Source organism: Winogradskyella psychrotolerans, from assembly GCF_018860545.1.
Lineage (GTDB): Bacteria > Bacteroidota > Bacteroidia > Flavobacteriales > Flavobacteriaceae > Winogradskyella > Winogradskyella psychrotolerans_A.
Window position 1 is genome coordinate 318,076 of record NZ_JAHKPN010000052.1, and the last position, 19,052, is coordinate 337,127.

At 33.7% G+C, this 19,052-nt stretch carries 15 protein-coding genes; 5 read left to right on the forward strand and 10 right to left on the reverse strand.

Annotation, left to right across the window (positions count from 1 at the left end):
• Window positions 1-41: 41 nt before the first annotated feature.
• Window positions 42-1,871, reverse strand: coding sequence for a 30S ribosomal protein S1 (rpsA, locus tag KO515_RS17325; RefSeq protein WP_215937593.1), 1,830 nt, complete (start codon window positions 1,869-1,871; stop codon window positions 42-44).
• A 286-nt stretch (window positions 1,872-2,157) separates the two neighbouring features.
• Here rpsA and KO515_RS17330 point away from each other — a divergent pair, with 286 nt between their 5' ends.
• Window positions 2,158-2,535, forward strand: coding sequence for a LysM peptidoglycan-binding domain-containing protein (locus KO515_RS17330; RefSeq protein WP_215937594.1), 378 nt, complete (start codon window positions 2,158-2,160; stop codon window positions 2,533-2,535).
• A gap of 79 nt (window positions 2,536-2,614) precedes the next feature.
• Here KO515_RS17330 and cmk read toward each other — a convergent pair whose 3' ends face one another.
• From cmk to lon, 4 genes are all read right to left on the reverse strand, one after another.
• Window positions 2,615-3,304, reverse strand: coding sequence for a (d)CMP kinase (gene cmk, locus KO515_RS17335; RefSeq protein ID WP_215937595.1), 690 nt, complete (start codon window positions 3,302-3,304; stop codon window positions 2,615-2,617).
• A 16-nt stretch (window positions 3,305-3,320) separates the two neighbouring features.
• On the reverse strand, window positions 3,321-4,352 hold the full coding sequence (gene porQ / locus KO515_RS17340; protein ID WP_215937596.1) for a type IX secretion system protein PorQ: 1,032 nt from the start codon (window positions 4,350-4,352) through the stop codon (window positions 3,321-3,323).
• 73 nt (window positions 4,353-4,425) lie between these two features.
• The gene (locus tag KO515_RS17345; protein WP_215937597.1) at window positions 4,426-5,010 is read right to left on the reverse strand and encodes a LysM peptidoglycan-binding domain-containing protein; all 585 of its coding nucleotides are present in this window, start codon (window positions 5,008-5,010) and stop codon (window positions 4,426-4,428) included.
• Window positions 4,994-7,447, reverse strand: coding sequence for an endopeptidase La (gene lon / locus KO515_RS17350; RefSeq protein ID WP_215937598.1), 2,454 nt, complete (start codon window positions 7,445-7,447; stop codon window positions 4,994-4,996). The genes KO515_RS17345 and lon overlap by 17 nt, the downstream gene beginning before the upstream one ends.
• Window positions 7,448-7,676: 229 nt before the next feature.
• On the opposite strand from lon, the gene KO515_RS17355 reads away from it, so the two are divergent.
• Genes KO515_RS17355 through KO515_RS17370 form a run of 4 tightly spaced genes read left to right on the forward strand, consistent with a single transcriptional unit; the run spans window position 7,677 to window position 10,632 of the window.
• Entirely contained in the window at window positions 7,677-8,228 is a 552-nt protein-coding gene (locus tag KO515_RS17355; protein WP_215937599.1) for an RNA polymerase sigma factor, read from the forward strand.
• Between the two features lie 2 nt (window positions 8,229-8,230).
• Entirely contained in the window at window positions 8,231-8,788 is a 558-nt protein-coding gene (locus KO515_RS17360) for a hypothetical protein (RefSeq protein ID WP_215937600.1), read from the forward strand.
• Window positions 8,772-9,863, forward strand: a complete 1,092-nt coding sequence (locus tag KO515_RS17365) for a hypothetical protein (RefSeq protein WP_215937601.1) — start codon at window positions 8,772-8,774, stop codon at window positions 9,861-9,863. Before KO515_RS17360 ends, KO515_RS17365 begins: the two co-directional genes overlap by 17 nt.
• 43 nt (window positions 9,864-9,906) lie before the next feature.
• Window positions 9,907-10,632 carry a head GIN domain-containing protein gene (locus KO515_RS17370; RefSeq protein WP_215937602.1) on the forward strand — a complete coding sequence of 242 codons (726 nt, stop codon included), beginning with the start codon at window positions 9,907-9,909 and terminating at the stop codon, window positions 10,630-10,632.
• Window positions 10,633-10,843: 211 nt separating this feature from the next.
• Here KO515_RS17370 and KO515_RS17375 read toward each other — a convergent pair whose 3' ends face one another.
• The 5 genes from KO515_RS17375 to KO515_RS17395 form a co-directional block, all read right to left on the reverse strand.
• Complete coding sequence (locus KO515_RS17375; RefSeq protein ID WP_215937603.1) at window positions 10,844-12,133, reverse strand: MFS transporter; 1,290 nt, start codon at window positions 12,131-12,133, stop codon at window positions 10,844-10,846.
• A gap of 98 nt (window positions 12,134-12,231) precedes the next feature.
• Complete coding sequence (locus KO515_RS17380; protein WP_215937604.1) at window positions 12,232-13,059, reverse strand: M48 family metallopeptidase; 828 nt, start codon at window positions 13,057-13,059, stop codon at window positions 12,232-12,234.
• 73 nt (window positions 13,060-13,132) lie between these two features.
• A complete protein-coding gene (locus KO515_RS17385) occupies window positions 13,133-15,550 on the reverse strand; it encodes a glycoside hydrolase family 31 protein (protein ID WP_215937605.1) in 2,418 nt (805 codons plus the stop codon).
• A 228-nt stretch (window positions 15,551-15,778) separates the two neighbouring features.
• Entirely contained in the window at window positions 15,779-17,752 is a 1,974-nt protein-coding gene (gene glgB / locus KO515_RS17390; RefSeq protein WP_215937606.1) for a 1,4-alpha-glucan branching protein GlgB, read from the reverse strand.
• Between the two features lie 3 nt (window positions 17,753-17,755).
• Window positions 17,756-19,021: a glucose-1-phosphate adenylyltransferase gene (locus tag KO515_RS17395; protein WP_215937607.1), complete on the reverse strand. Its 1,266-nt coding sequence runs from the start codon at window positions 19,019-19,021 to the stop codon at window positions 17,756-17,758.
• Window positions 19,022-19,052 lie beyond the last annotated feature (31 nt).

Consider the following 19,052-nt stretch of genomic DNA (forward strand, 5'->3'; position numbering starts at 1 on the left):
ATAGATTAATGAGATTCCTACTTTCGCAGGAATAAAGGAAATTATTTTTTCCCGTCCATTTTATCTTTAAGAGCTTGTAATGCATCATTGGCATCACCTAAAGTCGGCTTAGCTTCTGCCGCTTGAGCTTCCTGTTTTCTAACAGCTTGCTTAACGATTTTAGCTTCTTCTTCTCTAAATACTGCTGTATGAGATGCTACAACACGTTTGAATTCTTTATTAAATTCAATGATTTTGAATTCTACTTCTTCACCTTTAGCTACTTTAGAACCATCTTCTTTTTCTAAGTGACGTGCTGGTACAAAGGCAACGATATCTTCGTTAAAGTCAATTGTTGCTCCTTTATCTACCATTTCTGTAATAGCAGCTTTATGAACTGTATCTAAAGCGAATTCAGTTTCATATTTGTCCCAAGGATTTTCAGTAGTTTGTTTATGACCTAAAGATAATTTACGTCCTTCAACATCTAATTCTAATACTACAACATCTAAAGTATCACCTACGTTACAGAACTCAGATGGATGCTTAATTTTCTTAGTCCAAGATAAATCTGAGATATAAATTAATCCGTCGATTCCTTCTTCTAATTCAACAAAAACACCAAAGTTTGTAAAGTTACGTACAATACCTGAATGCTTAGAACCTACAGGATACTTCGTTGTAATATCTGTCCATGGATCTGGCGTTAATTGCTTAATACCAAGAGACATTTTACGATCTTCTCTATCTAAAGTTAAGATAACAGCATCGATTTCATCTCCTACAGATACGAAATCTTGAGCTGAACGTAAATGCGTTGACCAAGACATTTCACTTACGTGAACTAAGCCTTCTACACCTTCTTCTACTTCAACAAAAGCACCGTAATCAGCGATAACTACTACTTTACCTTTTACTTTATCTCCAACTTTTACGTTTTCACCTAAAGCTTCCCAAGGGTGCTTAGATAATTGCTTAAGACCTAATTGGATTCTTGATTTGTTTTCATCAAAATCAAGGATTACAACATTTAATTTCTGATCTAACTCAACAATCTCATTTGGATGGTTGATACGTGACCAAGATAAATCTGTAATGTGAACTAAACCATCTACACCACCTAAATCGATAAACACACCATAAGACGTAATGTTTTTCACAATACCTTCTAATACTTGTCCTTTTTCTAGTTGACCAATGATTTCTTTCTTTTGCTCTTCAATATCAGCTTCAATTAAAGCTTTATGAGACACAACTATGTTTTTGAATTCGTGGTTGATTTTCACAACTTTAAACTCCATAGTTTTATTTACATACTGATCGTAATCTCTAATAGGCTTCACATCGATTTGAGAACCTGGTAAGAACGCTTCTATACCAAATACATCTACGATCATACCACCTTTAGTTCTACATTTTACAAAACCGTTAACGATTTCACCAGTATCGTGTGCATTGTTTACACGATCCCATGCTTTGATTACTCTTGCTTTTCTGTGAGATAATACTAATTGACCAGTTGCATCTTCACGCACATCAATTAATACTTCTACTTTGTCACCAACAGCTAAGTTAGGATTGTAACGGAACTCATTAAGAGAAATTACACCTTCAGACTTTGCGTTAATGTCAATGATTGCATCACGATCTGTGATTGTAATAACAGTACCTTCTACTACTTCGTCATCTAAAGTGTCAACGAAATTTTCTGATACTAATTTTTCAAACTCTTCTAATTTAGTGTCCGCAACTTGCTCAATTCCTTCTTCGTAATTGTGCCAATCGAACTCTTTTAAGAATTTTTCTGGGTTTGCTTGAGCTTCAGAGATTACTGGAGCTTGAACTGCTTCAGTTGCTTCAACCTCAGCTTGATTTGTTTCTTTTTCAGACATGTGCTGAATTAAAATTTGTATTCTGTATACTTTGAAAGATTAGCGAAAATCTACAGAAGTTATTATTAAATTTGTTTTGTTCCCTTTCCTTACTTTCTTAACATCGCTAAAAAGGAGTGCAAAAGTACTATATATTATTCTGATTTCCAAACACTAAATCATGTGACTTTATATTTATTTTGGTGTCTTATATAATAGGGTAACAATTTGATGCTTTGAGTCATAACCAATAGTACATTATTTGGTATCTTTACATTAAACTATTAACAATTTAAAACATACAATTATGGTAAAAGCAAAATATCAAGATGTTCTTGACTTAGGAGAACAATTAAACATTCAGAATGGTGAAGTAAGTGAAAAAGATGGAGTGCTACAAGTAAAAGGTACTGCAGCTACACAATATGAAAAAAACCTAATCTGGGATAAGATTAAAGAAGCAGGTGGTGAGTCACCTTCTGATATTATGGCAGACATTAAAGTAGCAGACGAATCTGTGTATGCAAGACATACTGTAGCTTCTGGTGAAACTTTAGGAAAAATTGCTAAGCAGTATTATGGTGATGCTATGAAGTATAAAGAAATCTTTGCTGCTAATACAGATATCCTTAAGAATCCGGATGTTATTCACCCAGATCAAGAATTAATTATCCCAAATCTTTAATTTTTATTTCGTATATTTATACCACTATATAGTATAAAAGACTTCTAAATTAGCGATAAGCCTTGTGTTTATCGCTTTTTTATTTTTCAATAATTTCTTGAGCCAAACCAACAATCGTCTCCAACTGCTCTTCAATGGTTAAATCCGAATTATCAATTTCAATAGCATCCACTGCTTTTACTAAAGGAGAATCTTCGCGTGTAGAATCTATACGATCTCGTGTGGTTACATTTTCTAAGACATCCTCATAACTCAGCTCATGACCTCTATCTAACAATTCTTTATAACGACGTTTAGCTCTCGTTTCTGCAGAAGCCGTCATAAATATTTTTAATTCAGCATCAGGAAAAACAACAGTTCCAATATCACGACCATCCATAACAATACCTTTGTCTTTTCCCATGAGTTGTTGTTGCTCAACTAATTTTCGGCGTACGGCTGACAAGGTAGCCACAGGACTTACAAATTTAGACACCCTAAGGGTTCTAATAGCCGATTCAATATTGTTTCCATTTAAATAGACTTCAGCAAAACCAGCTTCTTTATTAAACTTGAAAGTAATACTAATCTCTCCAAGTCTACGGACTAAGGCATCTTCATCAAAGAAATCTTTACCAATTAAATCGTTTTCTAGCGCAAAATAAGTCACGGCTCTGTACATCGCCCCTGTATCAACATATATATAATTCAGGTTTTTAGCCAGTAATTTTGCAACTGTACTTTTTCCTGTGGATGAAAATCCGTCTATGGCAATGATTATTTTATTCAATATTATGTCGTTTAATTTATCGTCTTCGACCGTCTAAGTCTATCTGAATTCCGAAAAAACTAGTATTAGAAGCTCCTGTATATCTCGCATGCGTATAATTAAAACGCATCTTATTTAATTTAATTCCAACACCAACAGAGAGTCCTGAAAAGTTTCTTTGATCCTCTATTCTTAATTCTTCGGCGCGTCTAAAATTATAACCAAACCGCACATTAAAGCCTCCTTCAGGAAATAACTCTGCACCTAAAATTAAATGACGTAAGCCTTTATTAAAAAAACTAACTTTTTCTTCAGTTTGATTACCATCTAAATCAGTCGTCGCTCGCGCTGGATTAGAAACACCAATGGGCCATTGTTGTAAATTCTCTAAGGTAACGTGCCATCGTAAAGGCACATTTTCTAGTGTTTGAGACATTCCAAAATTAACTTCGAGAGGTAATGGTTCTTTTTGTCCGGCATATGTTGAAAACTGAGTTCCTACATTTCTGATGGTTAACGCCGCATGAAAATCTAGTTTTTCATTAATGTACATCGCACCAAAATCTAATGCTCCACCAATAGAATTATATTGCTCTAATGCTGATGTAATCACTTTAACATTCGCACCAACATAAAAATCAGTATATGGAATATTATAATTATAACCCGCTGATATGGCTGTTTCATTACCTGTAAAAGATCCTGTAGAGTTCCCACTTAAATCATAACCATCAAAGGAACCATAATTTATATAAGTGACACCGAAATGAAAGGTTTGCACATGTCTATCCCAAGTATAAGCATAAGCAGCAGTTCCATAGCTAATACCTCCTAAATAGTTTGAATAATTTACAGCGAGCTGATTGCCCATTTTGTAATTAATAGACGCAGGATTATAAAGTGCTTCCGTCACATCATGATCAAAGTTGGTAATTATTTTCCCTCCTAAAGCAGCTTGTCTTGGAGACGATACTAAATTTAAAAACTGATAGGTCGCTTCACCACCCAATTGCGCAAACATTGACAGTGTTGAAAGCATTAAAAATAATGTCGTAATCCTCTTAATCATAGATTTTGCAAAATAACTAAATCTATCTTAAAACGAGGATAAGATTTTTTTATTTTTTGAGTGTTGTTATTTTCTATTTCAATTGTAACCTTTGACCAATTTTAATGACATCACTATTTAAACCGTTAAGACGCTTAAGTTCTTTAACTGTTGTGCCGTTTTCTAGAGCAATTCTATACAAATTATCACCTTTTTTAACCACCCAAATTAAAGATTTTTCATCTTCGTTGACTTTATCAAAGTTTCGTATTCTTAACTTCTGTCCTTCTCTTATAAGTGTAGTCTCTAAATTATTGGCTTCTTGTAATTGCCCTAAACTCGTCTTATATTTGACGGATAATTTAAATAGATTATCTCCTTCTTTTACAATATGAAAATCAGAATCATTATCTAAATTAACAGCTTCAGACGTATTTGAAGCATCATTAACATTTGAATCTGTTACCAATTTCGGTGTTATGTCAACCGAATCTATTTTGGTTTCAACTACTTCAGTTTCTAATTCAACAAAGGTAATTTCACCAGTAACACTATTTAATTTTGCAGGCTTACCATCTAGTATAACATCTTTAAATTTTACTTCGTCTTGAGCATAACTACTCAATAACGAAGTAAAACTTATTAAAAATGTCAATATTAGTTTAAAGCTGTTTTGCATTATTTACTTTTTGCTTTGTAAGCGCTAGTTTTAAAACATCGCTCATATCTTTTACGTAGTGGAACGTTAACCCTTTTAAATATTCTGGTTTAATTTCCTCGATATCTCTTCGGTTATCTTCACAAAGTAAAATCTCTTTAATACGCGCACGTTTGGCCGCTAAGATTTTTTCTTTGATACCACCCACAGGCAATACTTTACCTCTTAAGGTAATTTCACCTGTCATCGCTAAGCTCTTTTTAACTTTACGCTGTGTAAACAAAGATACTAAAGAAGTTAACATTGTAACACCTGCGCTTGGACCATCTTTAGGAGTCGCACCTTCCGGCACGTGGATGTGTACATTATACTTCTCAAAAACTTCAGTACTAATCCCAAATTCATCTGCATTTGCCTTAATGTATTCCATAGCAATAGTAGCAGATTCCTTCATTACCTTACCTAAGTTTCCTGTAATAGATAAGTTTCCTTTTCCTTTAGATAAAATAGATTCAATAAACAAAATATCTCCTCCAACACTCGTCCAAGCCAAACCTGTAACGACTCCAGCAACATCATTATTTTCGTATTTATCGCGTTCTAGTCTTGGGCTTCCTAGAATTTCAATCACATCGTCATTAGAAACTTTAATATTATAGTCTTCTTCCATTGCAATATTTTTGGCTGCATAACGTACCATTTTTGCAATTTGTTTTTCTAAGCCTCTAACTCCAGATTCACGCGTATACCCTTCTACAATTTTCTCTAATTGTGGTTTGGCAATTTTCAAAGCTTTATCGTCTAAACCATGTTCTTTTAATTGCTTTGGTAATAAGTGTCTTTTTGCGATTTCTACTTTTTCTTCTATCGTATAACCAGTCACATTAATAATTTCCATACGGTCTCTTAATGCTGGCTGAATGGTATTCATACTATTAGACGTTGCAATAAACATCACTTTAGATAAGTCGTATCCCATTTCTAGGAAGTTATCATAAAACTCATTGTTTTGTTCAGGATCTAAAACCTCTAACATTGCCGAAGACGGATCACCTTGACTTCCCGTAGATAATTTATCAATCTCATCTAAGACAAACACCGGATTTGATGTCTGAGCCTTTTTTAAACTCTGAATGATTCGGCCTGGCATCGCACCAATATAGGTTTTTCTATGACCACGTATTTCAGCTTCATCACGCAATCCACCAAGTGAGATTCTAACATACTCTCTTCCTAATGCCTCAGCTATAGATTTTCCCAATGATGTTTTACCAACTCCAGGAGGTCCATAAAGACATAAAATTGGTGACTTCATATCATTTCTCAGTTTTAACACTGCTAAATATTCAATGATTCTCTTCTTTACATCTTCTAAACCAAAATGATCGCGATCTAAAATTTTCTGAGCGCGTTTTAAATCGAATTTATCCTTACTAAACTCATTCCATGGTAAATCTAAAAACAGATCTAAATAGTTACGTTGAATAGAATACTCTGCCACCTGAGGATTCATACGTTGCATTTTCGCTAATTCTTTCTCAAAATGCTCTTTTACTTTATCGTCCCATTTCTTTTTCTTAGCACGCGCTTTCATATCCTCTATCTCTTCACCAGAAGAAACACCTCCACCCAATTCTTCTTGAATGGTTTTCATTTGTTGGTGTAAGAAATACTCACGCTGCTGTTGGTTCATATCACTTTGAACCTTATTCTGAATATCATTTTTAAGCTCCAATTTTTGAAACTCAAGATTCATAAATTTCAAGGTTTGAAGCGCGCGTTCTTTTAAATCGTTAATCTTTAACAATTCTTGCTTCTCCTCTACTCTAAGATTCATGTTAGAGGACACAAAATTGACTAAAAACGAATCACTTTCAATATTTTTAATAGCAAAGCTTGCTTCAGACGGAATGTTTGGACTTTCCTTAATGATGTCTAAAGACAAATCTTTAATAGAATCTATAATTGCTCTAAACTCTTCGTTTTCCTTTGCTGGTTTCGCTTCAGGAATATCAGAAATGGTAGCCGTTAAATACGGTTTTTCAGATATTACTTCGTTTATAGCAAAACGCTTTTTACCTTGAATAATAACCGTAGTGTTACCATCTGGCATTTTAAGCACTTTTAAGATACGTGCAACCGTACCTGTTTTATAGATATCTTTAGCCGTTGGGTTTTCTACCGCTTCATCCTTCTGAGAAACCACACCAATTACTTTTCCGCCCTTGTTAGCATCATTAATTAGTTTAATAGAAGCATCTCTTCCTGCTGTAATCGGAATAACAACTCCAGGAAACAATACCGTGTTACGCAACGGTAAAATTGGTAACGATTCTGGTAAAGATTCATTGTTTATTAATTCTTCATCTTCTGGTGTCATTAATGGAATTAATTCTGAATTCTCATCAAAATCCTGAAATGACAGATTGTCTAGGTTTAAAAAATTTGATTTCGCCATATATATTTTTGAGCCATTCTGTCATTATCATAAACAGAATAACGATGTTTTAAATGTATTAATAATTAACTACATACTGAATACCATAACATTAGAAGATATTCAAAGTTATTCACACTACAGTAATTTCAATTGTTATGCCATTACCTTTATCACAACATAATTTTTTTTTAAATAAACTGTAACACTTTAAAAAAGTAGCACTCTATAAGTAAAAGCAATTGTTTTTTTGACATCAACCAATCAAAATATCGAACAGTTATTACAACTTTGTTTGTCTGGAAACCAACGTGCACAGTTGGAGATTTATAACAGATATCATAAAGCCATGTATAACACAGCCCTAAGAATTGTAAAAGATTCTTTTAAGGCTGAGGACATAATGCAAGAGTCTTTTTTAACGGCATTTACAAAATTGAATACGTTACAAGACACCACTGTATTTGGCTCATGGTTAAAACGCATTGTAGTAAATAATAGTATTGCTTATTATAACAAAGCGGTGAAGCAAAATGAAGTGCCTCTAGATCATGTGATCTACAAAGTTGAAGACCACCATGACGGCATTGACGAAAATGAGCAGAATGGTGAAAACGTGAAATTAATTTTAGACACGATGAAAACCTTAAAACCTAATTATAATCTAAGCTTGTCATTACATCTTATTGAAGGTTATAATTACGAAGAAATTGGTGAAATTATGAATCTGTCTTACGCGAATTGCAGAACGTTAATATCAAGAGCAAAAGAGAGTTTACGCAAAAAATTAGTATTGAAGTAATTATGAAAAAAGATAGTTTAGATAGCCTTTTTGACAATTTGAAGGATCAATTTGATATTGAAACCCCACAACATAATCATGAGCAACGCTTTTTAGAGAAGTTGAAAGCAAATGATACCACTTCAACCGAAATTAAAAAGCAACCTGGTTTTAACTGGAAACCTTTTTTAGCAATAGCCGCTTCTATCGTGATTTGTTTCGGGTTGTTTACTACATTACAGCAACAGCCAAAAGAATATGATTTAGCAAGCGTATCGCCCGAAATGTCAGAAACACAAGACTTTTTCACTATTACTATTGAAAATGAATTAAAAAAACTGAATAAAGAACGTTCGCCTTTAACAGATCAAATTATTAATGATGCATTAGTCCAAATTCAACAATTAGAAACCGATTACCAAAAATTAAAAACAGATTTAACCGAAAGCGGAAAAAACCAACGTGTTATTTATGCCATGATTTCCAACTTTCAAACACGAATAGATATTTTAAATACGGTTTTAGAACAAATCGAAATTGTAAAACAATTTAAATCCAACTCCAATGAGAACATTATATAAACTCTGCTTTTTTCTAATATTGATGCCAACACTTTTATTAGCATCAAACGAGACACCTAAAGCGGCAAAACACGAAAAACAGAAAACCTTAAAAAAATCTTTCAACGTAAATGCTGATGCTACATTTAATATTACCAGCAGATATGGAAATATTGATATTATTACATGGGACAAAAATCGTATTGATGTCCAAGTCACCATTAAAGTAAATGGTAATAATGAAAACAAGGTTAATGAAAGATTGAACGAATTAGATGTTGCCTGGCAATCTGCACCTCATAAAGTCTCAGCAATTTCATCAATTGGCGGCAACAGTTATGATACATCTTGGTGGAACAAAAAATTAGGTAATAATGTAAAGATAGAAATAAACTATTTAGTTAAAATGCCTATAACAAACAATTTAAAGATCTTTAACGATTATGGCTACATTAATCTAGACAAGCTTGAAGGTAACGCTTATTTAAAATGTGATTATGGCAAAGTTACCACCAAAGAACTCATGGGAAGATCTAACACCATACGATTAGATTACACAAAAAATAGTTATTTTGAATTTATAAATAACGGCACCATTGAAGCCGATTATAGCGAATTTACGGTTGCAAAAGTTAAAGACTTAAATCTTGAAGCCGATTACACCACCTCAATCATTGAAATCGCTGAAAATGTCGTTTATGAATGTGATTATGGTTCACTTAAAATTGATAATATCAACAATTTAGATGGAGAAGGCGATTATTTAGCGCTACGACTAGGCACTATCTTTAAAACTGCTCATATCAGTTCCGATTATGGCTCCATAAAAATTGATCGTTTGGTATCAAAAACTAAGACTATAGATATAAATTCTGAATTCACTGGAATAACAATTGGGTTTGATACTGATTGTAAATTCAATTTTAATATTGGAATTGAATTTGGATCTTTTAGAGAACCGGAAGGCTTTATATATAAAGAAAAAAACGTTAACAACATCGGAAAGCAATTTATTGGATATTATGGTGAGCAAAACTCTGAGAACTTAGTCCTCATCAATTCTGAATACGGTAGTATAACTTTTAAAAACAATTAAGAAAAAATTCAAATATTAAATCAATCAATTAAAATCAAAAAACATGAAACTATTAAATTCAATTACCACAGTACTTTTTCTGTTAAGCACAACATTAGTATCTGCACAATGGGGAAAATCTAAAAAAATTAAAGGTGATGGTAATATTACAACGACAACCATCTCTACAACAGATTACGACGCAATAAGTACTGCTGGCTCTATGGACTTTAGACTTGTTAAAGGTAACGAAGGAGACATTTCTATTAAAGGAGATTCTAATCTAATGCCTTACATAGTTGCCGAAGTAAACGACCATACCTTAATAGTTAAAATAAAAAAAGGGTACAATTTAAAGCCTACGCAAACCATTGTTATAACGATTCCTTATGAATCTATAAACGCTGTATCACTTGCAGGATCCGGTGACGTTGAAAACTCTGGAGTTATAAAGGCTAACCATTTTAAAGTCGCGTTGGCAGGCTCTGGAGATATGGATCTACAAATTGATTCTCAATCAACAGAGAGCACAATAGCAGGCTCTGGTGATATTGAATTAAAAGGTAACACCACAAATTTAAAAACAACAATCGCAGGCTCTGGTGATTTTGATGGTGATGACTTAGACAGTACTAATGTCGATGCTACAATTTCTGGCTCAGGAGATATTAGTGTGCATTGTAACGGTGAACTAAAAGTACGAATTTCAGGATCTGGAGATGTTAAATACTCAGGAAAACCAACTTATAAAGACACTAAGATTTCAGGATCTGGAAGTGTTAGTAATTAAATCTTACAATTACATATATCTAAGAAAAGGACAAGCAATTTGCTTGTCCTTTTTTTATAATTCATTCTTATAAATGATCTAATGACTTCCTATCTGGGGTGACTTAAATTAATATTCTAGTCTTATGTCATAAAAACAAGATACATAATATGGTTGTAAATTGAAATGATATATAAGCATAACACACCAAACGATTGAAGACAAACACCACCTATTCTTCTTTTGGCACTCTAAAGAGAAGGATAATACCTATTAAAAAGAAAACAAATAAGAATAAAATAGCATAGCGCATTGAGGAATATTCAGAAACAAAAGCAAAAATGAACATACCGATAACAATGCCTATTTTTTCTGCTACATCATAAAAACTAAAATACGATGTTGTATCTTCTGTTTCAGGCAAATATTTGGAATAGGTAGAACGTCCCAAAGACTGAACGCCTCCCATGACTAAACCAACTAAACCAGCGGCTATATAAAATTGTATTGGTGAGACCATAAAATAAGCATAAACACAAAGACACATCCACATAAAATTAATTACAATAAGTGTACTTATATTACCGAATTTTGAAGCTGCACGAGATGTTAAAATAGCACCAAGTATGGCAACCAACTGAATAACTAAAATACTAACAATAAGTCCAATAGTTTTTTCACCATCCGAAGCCCAATTAATTTCTTTTTCTCCAAAATAAACTGCCATTAACATAATGGTTTGCACAGCCATGCTAAACACAAAAAAGGCATTTAAGTAGCGTTTTAATCTTAAATTTTGCTTCAACTGAACCCACACAGCCTTTAATTCTTTAAATCCATTAAAGACAACATCTTTTGTGACTTTATGCCCCGAAGACACGCCATTTGGTAGTATTCTAAATGTGTATTGACTAAATAATGCCCACCATACTCCTACAGTAATAAACGAATACCGCATCATTTCAATCTTATCAGCATCTTCTTCTTGAGTCATTACCATAATTAAATTTGCAATTAACAAAAGCACACTTCCTATATATCCCATTGAAAACCCTTTGGCACTAATACTGTCTTGTTGATCTTCAAAAGCAATATCTGGAAGGTAAGAATTATAAAAAACTAAACTTCCCCAATAACCTATCAGCCCCATAAAATAGAACAATAAACTGAAGTGAATAAAACTTAGATTAAACCAATATAATCCAATACAGCCAATTGATCCTACATAACAAAAGAACTTCATGAAATTCTTTTTGTTACCCACATAATCTGCAATACCAGAAAGAATTGGAGATAATACTGCAACCACCAAAAACGTAAAAGCTGTAACAATTGTAATTAATGTTTCTTGTTTCATTGTAAATCCAAAGGCCGATACTAATGTCTCTTTAGAATCGAATAATGACGAATAAAACAGCGGAAATATGGACGAAGCAATCGTTAAGGTATACACTGAATTTGCCCAATCATAAAATGCCCATGCGTTGAGAAGTTTTTTACTTCCTTTTTTAAATTCACTCATAAATGCAGGTTAATTATCTTGTATAAATATCAAAAAAATTCATAAAAAAAGCTGCTCTAATTGAGCAGCTTCTAAAGTAAACAAATATATTTATAATCTTAGTTTATTGGTCTAAATGATGTTACTCCAAACTTTTTCGCTTCAGCTTTTGCTTCTGGTGCCATCTCTTGTAAATTTTTAATTCTAGTATCATTAGCAGGGTGAGAACTTAAAAATTCTGGTGTAGACTGTCCACCACTATTCGCTTCCATACGTTTCCATAATTCGGCTGCCTCATCAGGATTATAACCTGCTATTGCCATTATAATTATACCAACTTTATCTGCTTCAGTCTCATGCGCTCTACTAAATGGTAACATTCCAACAACATTAGAAGCAATACCAAATGATTGATTAAAAATTCCTAAGGATTGTTCATCATTAGCCAAAGCCACATTACCTACAACGGCTAATCCTTGTTGCACATAAGCTGCACTCATACGCTGTTGCCCATGATTAGCTAAAGCATGAACCACTTCATGTCCCATAATTGCTGCTATAGCCGTTTCATTTTCTGCAATTGGTAAAATTCCTGTGTAAAACGCAATTTTACCACCTGGCATACACCATGCATTCACTTGTTCTGACTCTATAAGGTTATATTCCCATTTGTAATCATCTAAATAGCCATGATGACCATTAGCCACTAACCAACGCTCAGCCGCAACTGATATACGTTCTCCAACACGCTTAATCATTTCGGCATCAGATGTACCAGTAACTACTTTACTTTCTGCTAATACTTGATCATACTGTGCAAATGCCGATGGAAATAATTGATCATTACCAACGAAAGCCATTGTTTTTTTTCCTGTAAATGGATTAGTTGCACATGATACTATCACTACAACAATTAAAAAACTCACCACTACTTTATTAAATTTCATACTTAATTGTTTAAATTAAAATACATACATCAGTCTATACTAATAATAAGACACGAAAATAACGAAATAGTCACTATGCATTTGACTTGATACCTTTTATATGTAACTCAGAAAAATTCTTATCCACTACAATAGACTCTATTTCGTTAACTCTTAAACTCTTATGAGCTATCTTTTCATTGTCTAATTGAACCTCAACAATATCGAAAGGTAGTCCATGAAATTGAATATTAAAGGTTTCGTAAGGAGTTGTGAACTTTCCTTCTTTATGTTGATTAATAATTAATTCATTTGTCTTCCCTGTAAGTTTAAAATTTCTTAAACTATAACGCCCTTTTGTATAATCAAAACCATCATTAGCATCACTATACAATTCACTTTCTTCTTTACCATCTTTATAATAAACATCTAAGGTGATTTCTGTAATGTCCTTTTCGCCAACATATTGTTGAATTGGGTATTTAGGAATAATGGCACCTTCTTTTACGAAAAATGGTACACTATCAATATCAGCATCTACCCACATTTCTTTACCACCTTTTACAACCTCATCGGTCCAGAAGTTATACCAATTCCCTTGAGGAATATACATTCTACGTCCTTTAGCATTTGGCTCTAAAACAGGGCAAGCTAAAATTTGTTCTCCAAAAACAAATTCGTCGGTTCTGTAATGGGTTTGTACATCTGCTTGATCATATAACACTAAAGATTTTAATAACGGTGTTCCATGATCTGCATAATTCCAAAATGCCGTATATAAGTACGGTAATAATTGATATCTAATTTCTATAAATTTCTTTACAATTGCCGTAACATCTTCATCAAATGCCCAAGGTTCTTGATCACCATGATCACCCGAAGAATGCACTCTAAAAAATGGGTGAAAAATTCCTAATTGAATCCAACGTGTAAATAATTCTCCTTGTGGTTGCTCTGCAAAGCCACCAATATCACTACCAGCAAAAGAGAAACCAGACATTGCCATACGTTGTGCTTGGATGTTTGCTATCCATAAGTGCTCCCAAGTTGCTACATTATCCCCCGTCCAAGTAGACGTATAACGTTGCGTGCCAGAATACGCAGCCCTTGTAATAACAAAAGGACGTTTTGGGTATGAATATTTCTTCAATCCTTGGTACGTTGCTCTTGCCATTTGCATGCCATATATATTGTGTGCTTTTCTATGACTACAAGGATGACCATCATAATCATGACGTACATCGTCTGGGAATGTTTTATTTGGCACCTCCATAACGGCTGGCTCATTCATATCATTCCAAACTCCCTTAATACCGATATCTTCAATGAGTTCTTGAAATAATCCAGACCACCAATCTCTAACTTCAGGGTTTGTAAAATCTGGAAAATAACACTCCCCAGGCCATACTTTACCTTTCATATAATCACCATCTGCACGCTTACAGAAGTAATCCTTTTCTAAAGCTTCTTTAAATACGGAATACTCTTTATCTATTTTAATCCCCGGATCTATAATGGCAACAGTTTTAAAACCATCATCTAATAATTCCTTCACCATTCGTTTTGGATCTGGAAAGTACTCTTTATTCCATGTGAAACAACGAAACCCTTCCATGTAATCGATGTCTAAATAAATAGCATCACAAGGAATCTGAAGTTTTCTAAAGGTCGAGGTAATCTCTTTTACTTTACTTTCTGGGTAATAACTCCATTTACATTGGTGAAACCCTAGAGCCCAAAGTGGTGGTAGATGATGTGGCTTTCCTGTTAAATCGGTGTAACTTTCTACGACATCATTCATTTTAGGTCCGTAAAAGAAGTAATAATTCATTTCACCTCCTTGTGACCAAAAACTAGTGACATTTCTACGTTCGTGTGCAAAATCAAAAGATGATCTAAAAGTATTGTCAAAGAAAATACCATAGGCTTTACCATGGTGCAAACCTGTGTAAAATGGAATAGTTTTATAAATAGGATCGGTGTCTTTTCCGTAGGCATAAGAGTCGGTCACCCAATTATTATAGCGCTTTCCTTTAAGGTTAAGATGATTTGGCTTATCACCAAGTCCATAGTAACTTTCTCCATCGTTAGAGACTTTACTCATCTTTACGATGTTTCCACCATGTTCATAGCTTTCTTCCCAATGAAAACCACCTTCATCTTGATTTATAAGCATTCCATCAACGGCATCATAGATTGATATTCTCATATCTTCCTTAGAAATCTTACAAATCAATTTGGTTGTAGTAACTTCATAATACGCTTCTGTATCTTCTATTTCTAGTTTATTGTAACCAATACTCGCGTATTTGGTTATCGCATAAGAAAAATCATTATCAAAATTTCCTACGGTAGTATATCTAAAACGCAGTAAACTATCTCTAACAACCGTTAACTCTAAAATCACATCGTTGTCTGCAGTAAAATACAGTTTGTCAACATCTTTTTTAAAGTCTATTATTTTTGAAGGAAATAAATTCCCTTTATTTTCTAATTCAGTATTTATAATCATAAGTTAATTTTTAAGCAAAAATTACCCACAAAAAAACGGAAAAAATTAAACTTTTGAAAGGCTTAGTAATGGATAATGATAATTGTTGCCAACTATAACGTTTTCGAGGTTAGATTTTACAGTTTTAGTAGTAATAGACGGATATTTAAGTTTTTATGTAATCAAAAAAAAGACCTCTCAAGCTATTAAAACATGAAAGGTCTAATTATTAACAATAAAGCTTCCAACTTATTTCGTTTTTGCTTTAGGCTTTGCTTTTTTAATCGTCTTGGTTTTTGATTTAGGTTTTACTTGATTTTGATACCTAAAGGCAACCATTCCTAAAGGAGGAATATTAATTTCTATTGAATGGTCTCTATAATGCCAAGCTTCGGCTTTACTCGTTTTTAATTTATTCTTGTAGTCTCCTGTTCCATAGTATTTCTTTAAATCACTATTGAAAACTTCTTTAAGTTTCCCTTTTCTTGGGACTCCTAATTTGTAGTTTTCTTTAGGAACTGGCGTCATATTACAAGCAATAATGAGATCATCCTTCTCGTCATTTCCTTTTCGAATATACGTAAAAACAGAATTCTGAGAGTCACCGTAATCTATCCACTCAAAACCCTCAGCTTCAAATTGTTTTTGATATAAGGCAGGTTCATTTTTATAAAGTGTATTCAAATCTTTAACTAATTCTTGTACTCCTTTATGTGGGTCGTATTGCAATAAATGCCAATCGAGACTGGTTTTAAAATTCCACTCACTACTTTGTCCAAATTCCGAACCTTGAAATAATAAATTAGTCCCGGGATGCGTAAACATGTAACCGTATAACAATCTTAAATTGGCAAAACGTTGCCATTCATCACCAGGCATTTTTCCTAATATAGAGGCTTTACCGTAAACCACTTCATCATGACTCAGCGGCAACATAAAATTCTCTGTAAACGCATAAGTCATTGAGAACGTTAAATCATTTTGGTGATATTGCCTATACACCGTTTCTTTACTAAAGTAATCTAGTGTATCATGCATCCACCCCATCATCCATTTCATTCCAAATCCTAAACCTCCCATAAATACAGGTTTAGACACCAAAGGAAATGCTGTTGATTCCTCTGCAATAGTCTGTACATCTGGAAAAGCCGCATACACAGCTTCATTCATTTCTCTTAAAAAAGACATCGCTTCCAGATTTTCTCGCCCTCCAAACATGTTGGGTTCCCATTCACCATCTTCTCTACTGTAATCTAAAAATAGCATGGATGCTACAGCATCGACTCTAAAGCCATCAGCATGGTATTGATCTAACCAAAAAAGAGCGTTACTAATTAGAAATGATTTGACTTCATTCCGTCCATAATTAAATATCAAACTCTTCCAATCTTGATGGTAGCCTTTTCGTCGGTCTGGATGCTCGTAAAGCGCTGAGCCATCAAAATAGCCGAGTCCATGTGCATCTTCTGGAAAATGAGATGGCACCCAATCGAGAATAATCCCAATATCGTTTTGGTGTAATTTATCGACTAATAATTTGAATTCTTCAGGGTAACCAAATCGCGATGTTGGTGCAAAGTAACCCGTTACCTGATAACCCCAAGAAGGATCATATGGGTATTCCATTACAGGCATTAATTCTACATGCGTAAAGTTCATCTCTTTGACGTAGTTGACTAATTCATCAGCCAATTCGACATAAGACATAAAACGATTCTCTTCAACTTGCTTTTTCCAAGAGCCTAAATGAACTTCATAAACAGAAAACGGAGCGTCCAAAGCATTGTTCTTTTTACGCTTTTTCATCCAGTTTGCATCTTTCCATTTGTAATTGTCATCCCAAACAATGGATGCTGTACTAGGATTATGTTCTGCACGTCTGGCGTAAGGATCTGCTTTTTCTGTTTTTATATCGTTATGACTACTAAGAATCTTGTATTTATATTTGGTTCCTTTACCTGCACCGGGAATAAACCCTTCCCAAATACCGCTTGAATCCCAGCGAACATTCAATTTATGTTCACCTTCTGTCCAATAATTAAAGTCTCCAATCACAGATACCATTTTAGCACTTGGTGCCCAAACAGCAAAATAAACACCTTCTACTCCATTTAACGTAGTCACATGAGATCCAAATTTCTCATATAAACGATAGTGCTTTCCAGATTTAAATAGGTCTACATCAAAATCTGTAAAACGACTATGTGCTATTACTTCTGCCATATATTAAAGTACAAATCCTTTAGGAATTATAGCATCTTTCTTTATCACAACGATGCCTTCTTTCACGACGTATTCATTTGTTTCTGTATCAGCCAAATGTGCTCCTCCATTAATTCTAACATCATCACCTATTCGCACATTCTTATCTATAATGGTGTTTTTAATATAGCAGCGTTCTCCAATCCCTAAAAGTATTTCGGTGTGTTGATTATTAATATCATCTAAACTTTCATAATCATCATTACCCATCATATAGGTATTAATGATTGTTGAATCCTTTCCGATTCTGGAACGAATACCAATCACAGATTTTTCAATCTTAGCGGCACTAATTATACAACCCTCTGCAACCACAGCTCGATCTAATGCTGTTCCTGAAATTTTTGAAGTCGGAAGTATGCGCGCATTGGTGTAGGTACGTTGCTTAGAATCGTATAAATTAAATTGAGGTAAATCGTCTGTAAATCCAAGATTAGCTTCAAAAAATGAGTCTATATTTCCGATGTCTGTCCAATACCCTTCATATTGATAACTTAATGTTTTATGGTTTTCAATAGATTGTGGAATAATCTCTTTCCCAAAATCATTCGTTTCAGGGTTATTCATTAAATCAATTAACAATTGTCTATTAAAAATATAAATACCCATAGAAGCTAGGTGATTCCTACCCAGTGCTTTCATGTCGTTACTCGTCTCCGAAGTCCAGTCAGGTAATAATTCTTTTCCTGGTTTTTCAATAAATGAAGTAACTACATTATCCTTATCTGTCTTTAGAATACCAAAAGACGTCGCATCTTTCTCATTAACTGGTATTGTAGCAATAGAAATTTCAGCTTTAGCATCGATATGTGCTTGAATCATTTCATTAAAATCCATTTGGTATAATTGATCACCAGATAATATTAAAGCATACTCAAAATCGTGTGCTTTAATATGCTGCATACTTTGTCTTACAGCATCTGCTGTGCCTTGAAACCATGATTTACTTTCTGGAGTTTGTTCTGCAGCTAATACATCAACAAACGCAGAACTGAAAAAACTAAAATGATACGTATTTTTAATATGCCTATTTAAAGAAGCCGAATTAAATTGAGTTAACACATACATGCGCTTAATATCAGAATTTATACAATTTGAAATCGGAATATCCACCAATCTGTATTTACCAGCTATTGGTACGGCTGGCTTGGATCGTTTTTCAGTTAGTGGATATAAGCGAGACCCTTGGCCTCCTCCCAGTATAATTGACAATACTTTATCGTTTATCATAGCTTTTATTTAGTTTAGATTAGCTTCGTTT

Bases quoted from the DNA above. Each gene is read 5' to 3' on its own strand.
- KO515_RS17370 (WP_215937602.1), top strand. From the start codon at position 9,907: ATGAAACTATTAAATTCAATTACCACAGTACTTTTTCTGTTAAGCACA.
- KO515_RS17330 (WP_215937594.1), top strand. From the start codon at position 2,158: ATGGTAAAAGCAAAATATCAAGATGTTCTTGACTTAGGAGAACAATTA.
- porQ (WP_215937596.1), bottom strand. From the start codon at position 4,352: ATGATTAAGAGGATTACGACATTATTTTTAATGCTTTCAACACTGTCA.
- glgB (WP_215937606.1), bottom strand. From the start codon at position 17,752: ATGGCAGAAGTAATAGCACATAGTCGTTTTACAGATTTTGATGTAGAC.
- rpsA (WP_215937593.1), bottom strand. From the start codon at position 1,871: ATGTCTGAAAAAGAAACAAATCAAGCTGAGGTTGAAGCAACTGAAGCA.
- KO515_RS17395 (WP_215937607.1), bottom strand. From the start codon at position 19,021: ATGATAAACGATAAAGTATTGTCAATTATACTGGGAGGAGGCCAAGGG.
- KO515_RS17380 (WP_215937604.1), bottom strand. From the start codon at position 13,059: ATGAAATTTAATAAAGTAGTGGTGAGTTTTTTAATTGTTGTAGTGATA.
- KO515_RS17375 (WP_215937603.1), bottom strand. From the start codon at position 12,133: ATGAGTGAATTTAAAAAAGGAAGTAAAAAACTTCTCAACGCATGGGCA.
- KO515_RS17365 (WP_215937601.1), top strand. From the start codon at position 8,772: ATGAGAACATTATATAAACTCTGCTTTTTTCTAATATTGATGCCAACA.
- lon (WP_215937598.1), bottom strand. From the start codon at position 7,447: ATGGCGAAATCAAATTTTTTAAACCTAGACAATCTGTCATTTCAGGAT.
- KO515_RS17385 (WP_215937605.1), bottom strand. From the start codon at position 15,550: ATGATTATAAATACTGAATTAGAAAATAAAGGGAATTTATTTCCTTCA.
- KO515_RS17345 (WP_215937597.1), bottom strand. From the start codon at position 5,010: ATGCAAAACAGCTTTAAACTAATATTGACATTTTTAATAAGTTTTACT.
- KO515_RS17360 (WP_215937600.1), top strand. From the start codon at position 8,231: ATGAAAAAAGATAGTTTAGATAGCCTTTTTGACAATTTGAAGGATCAA.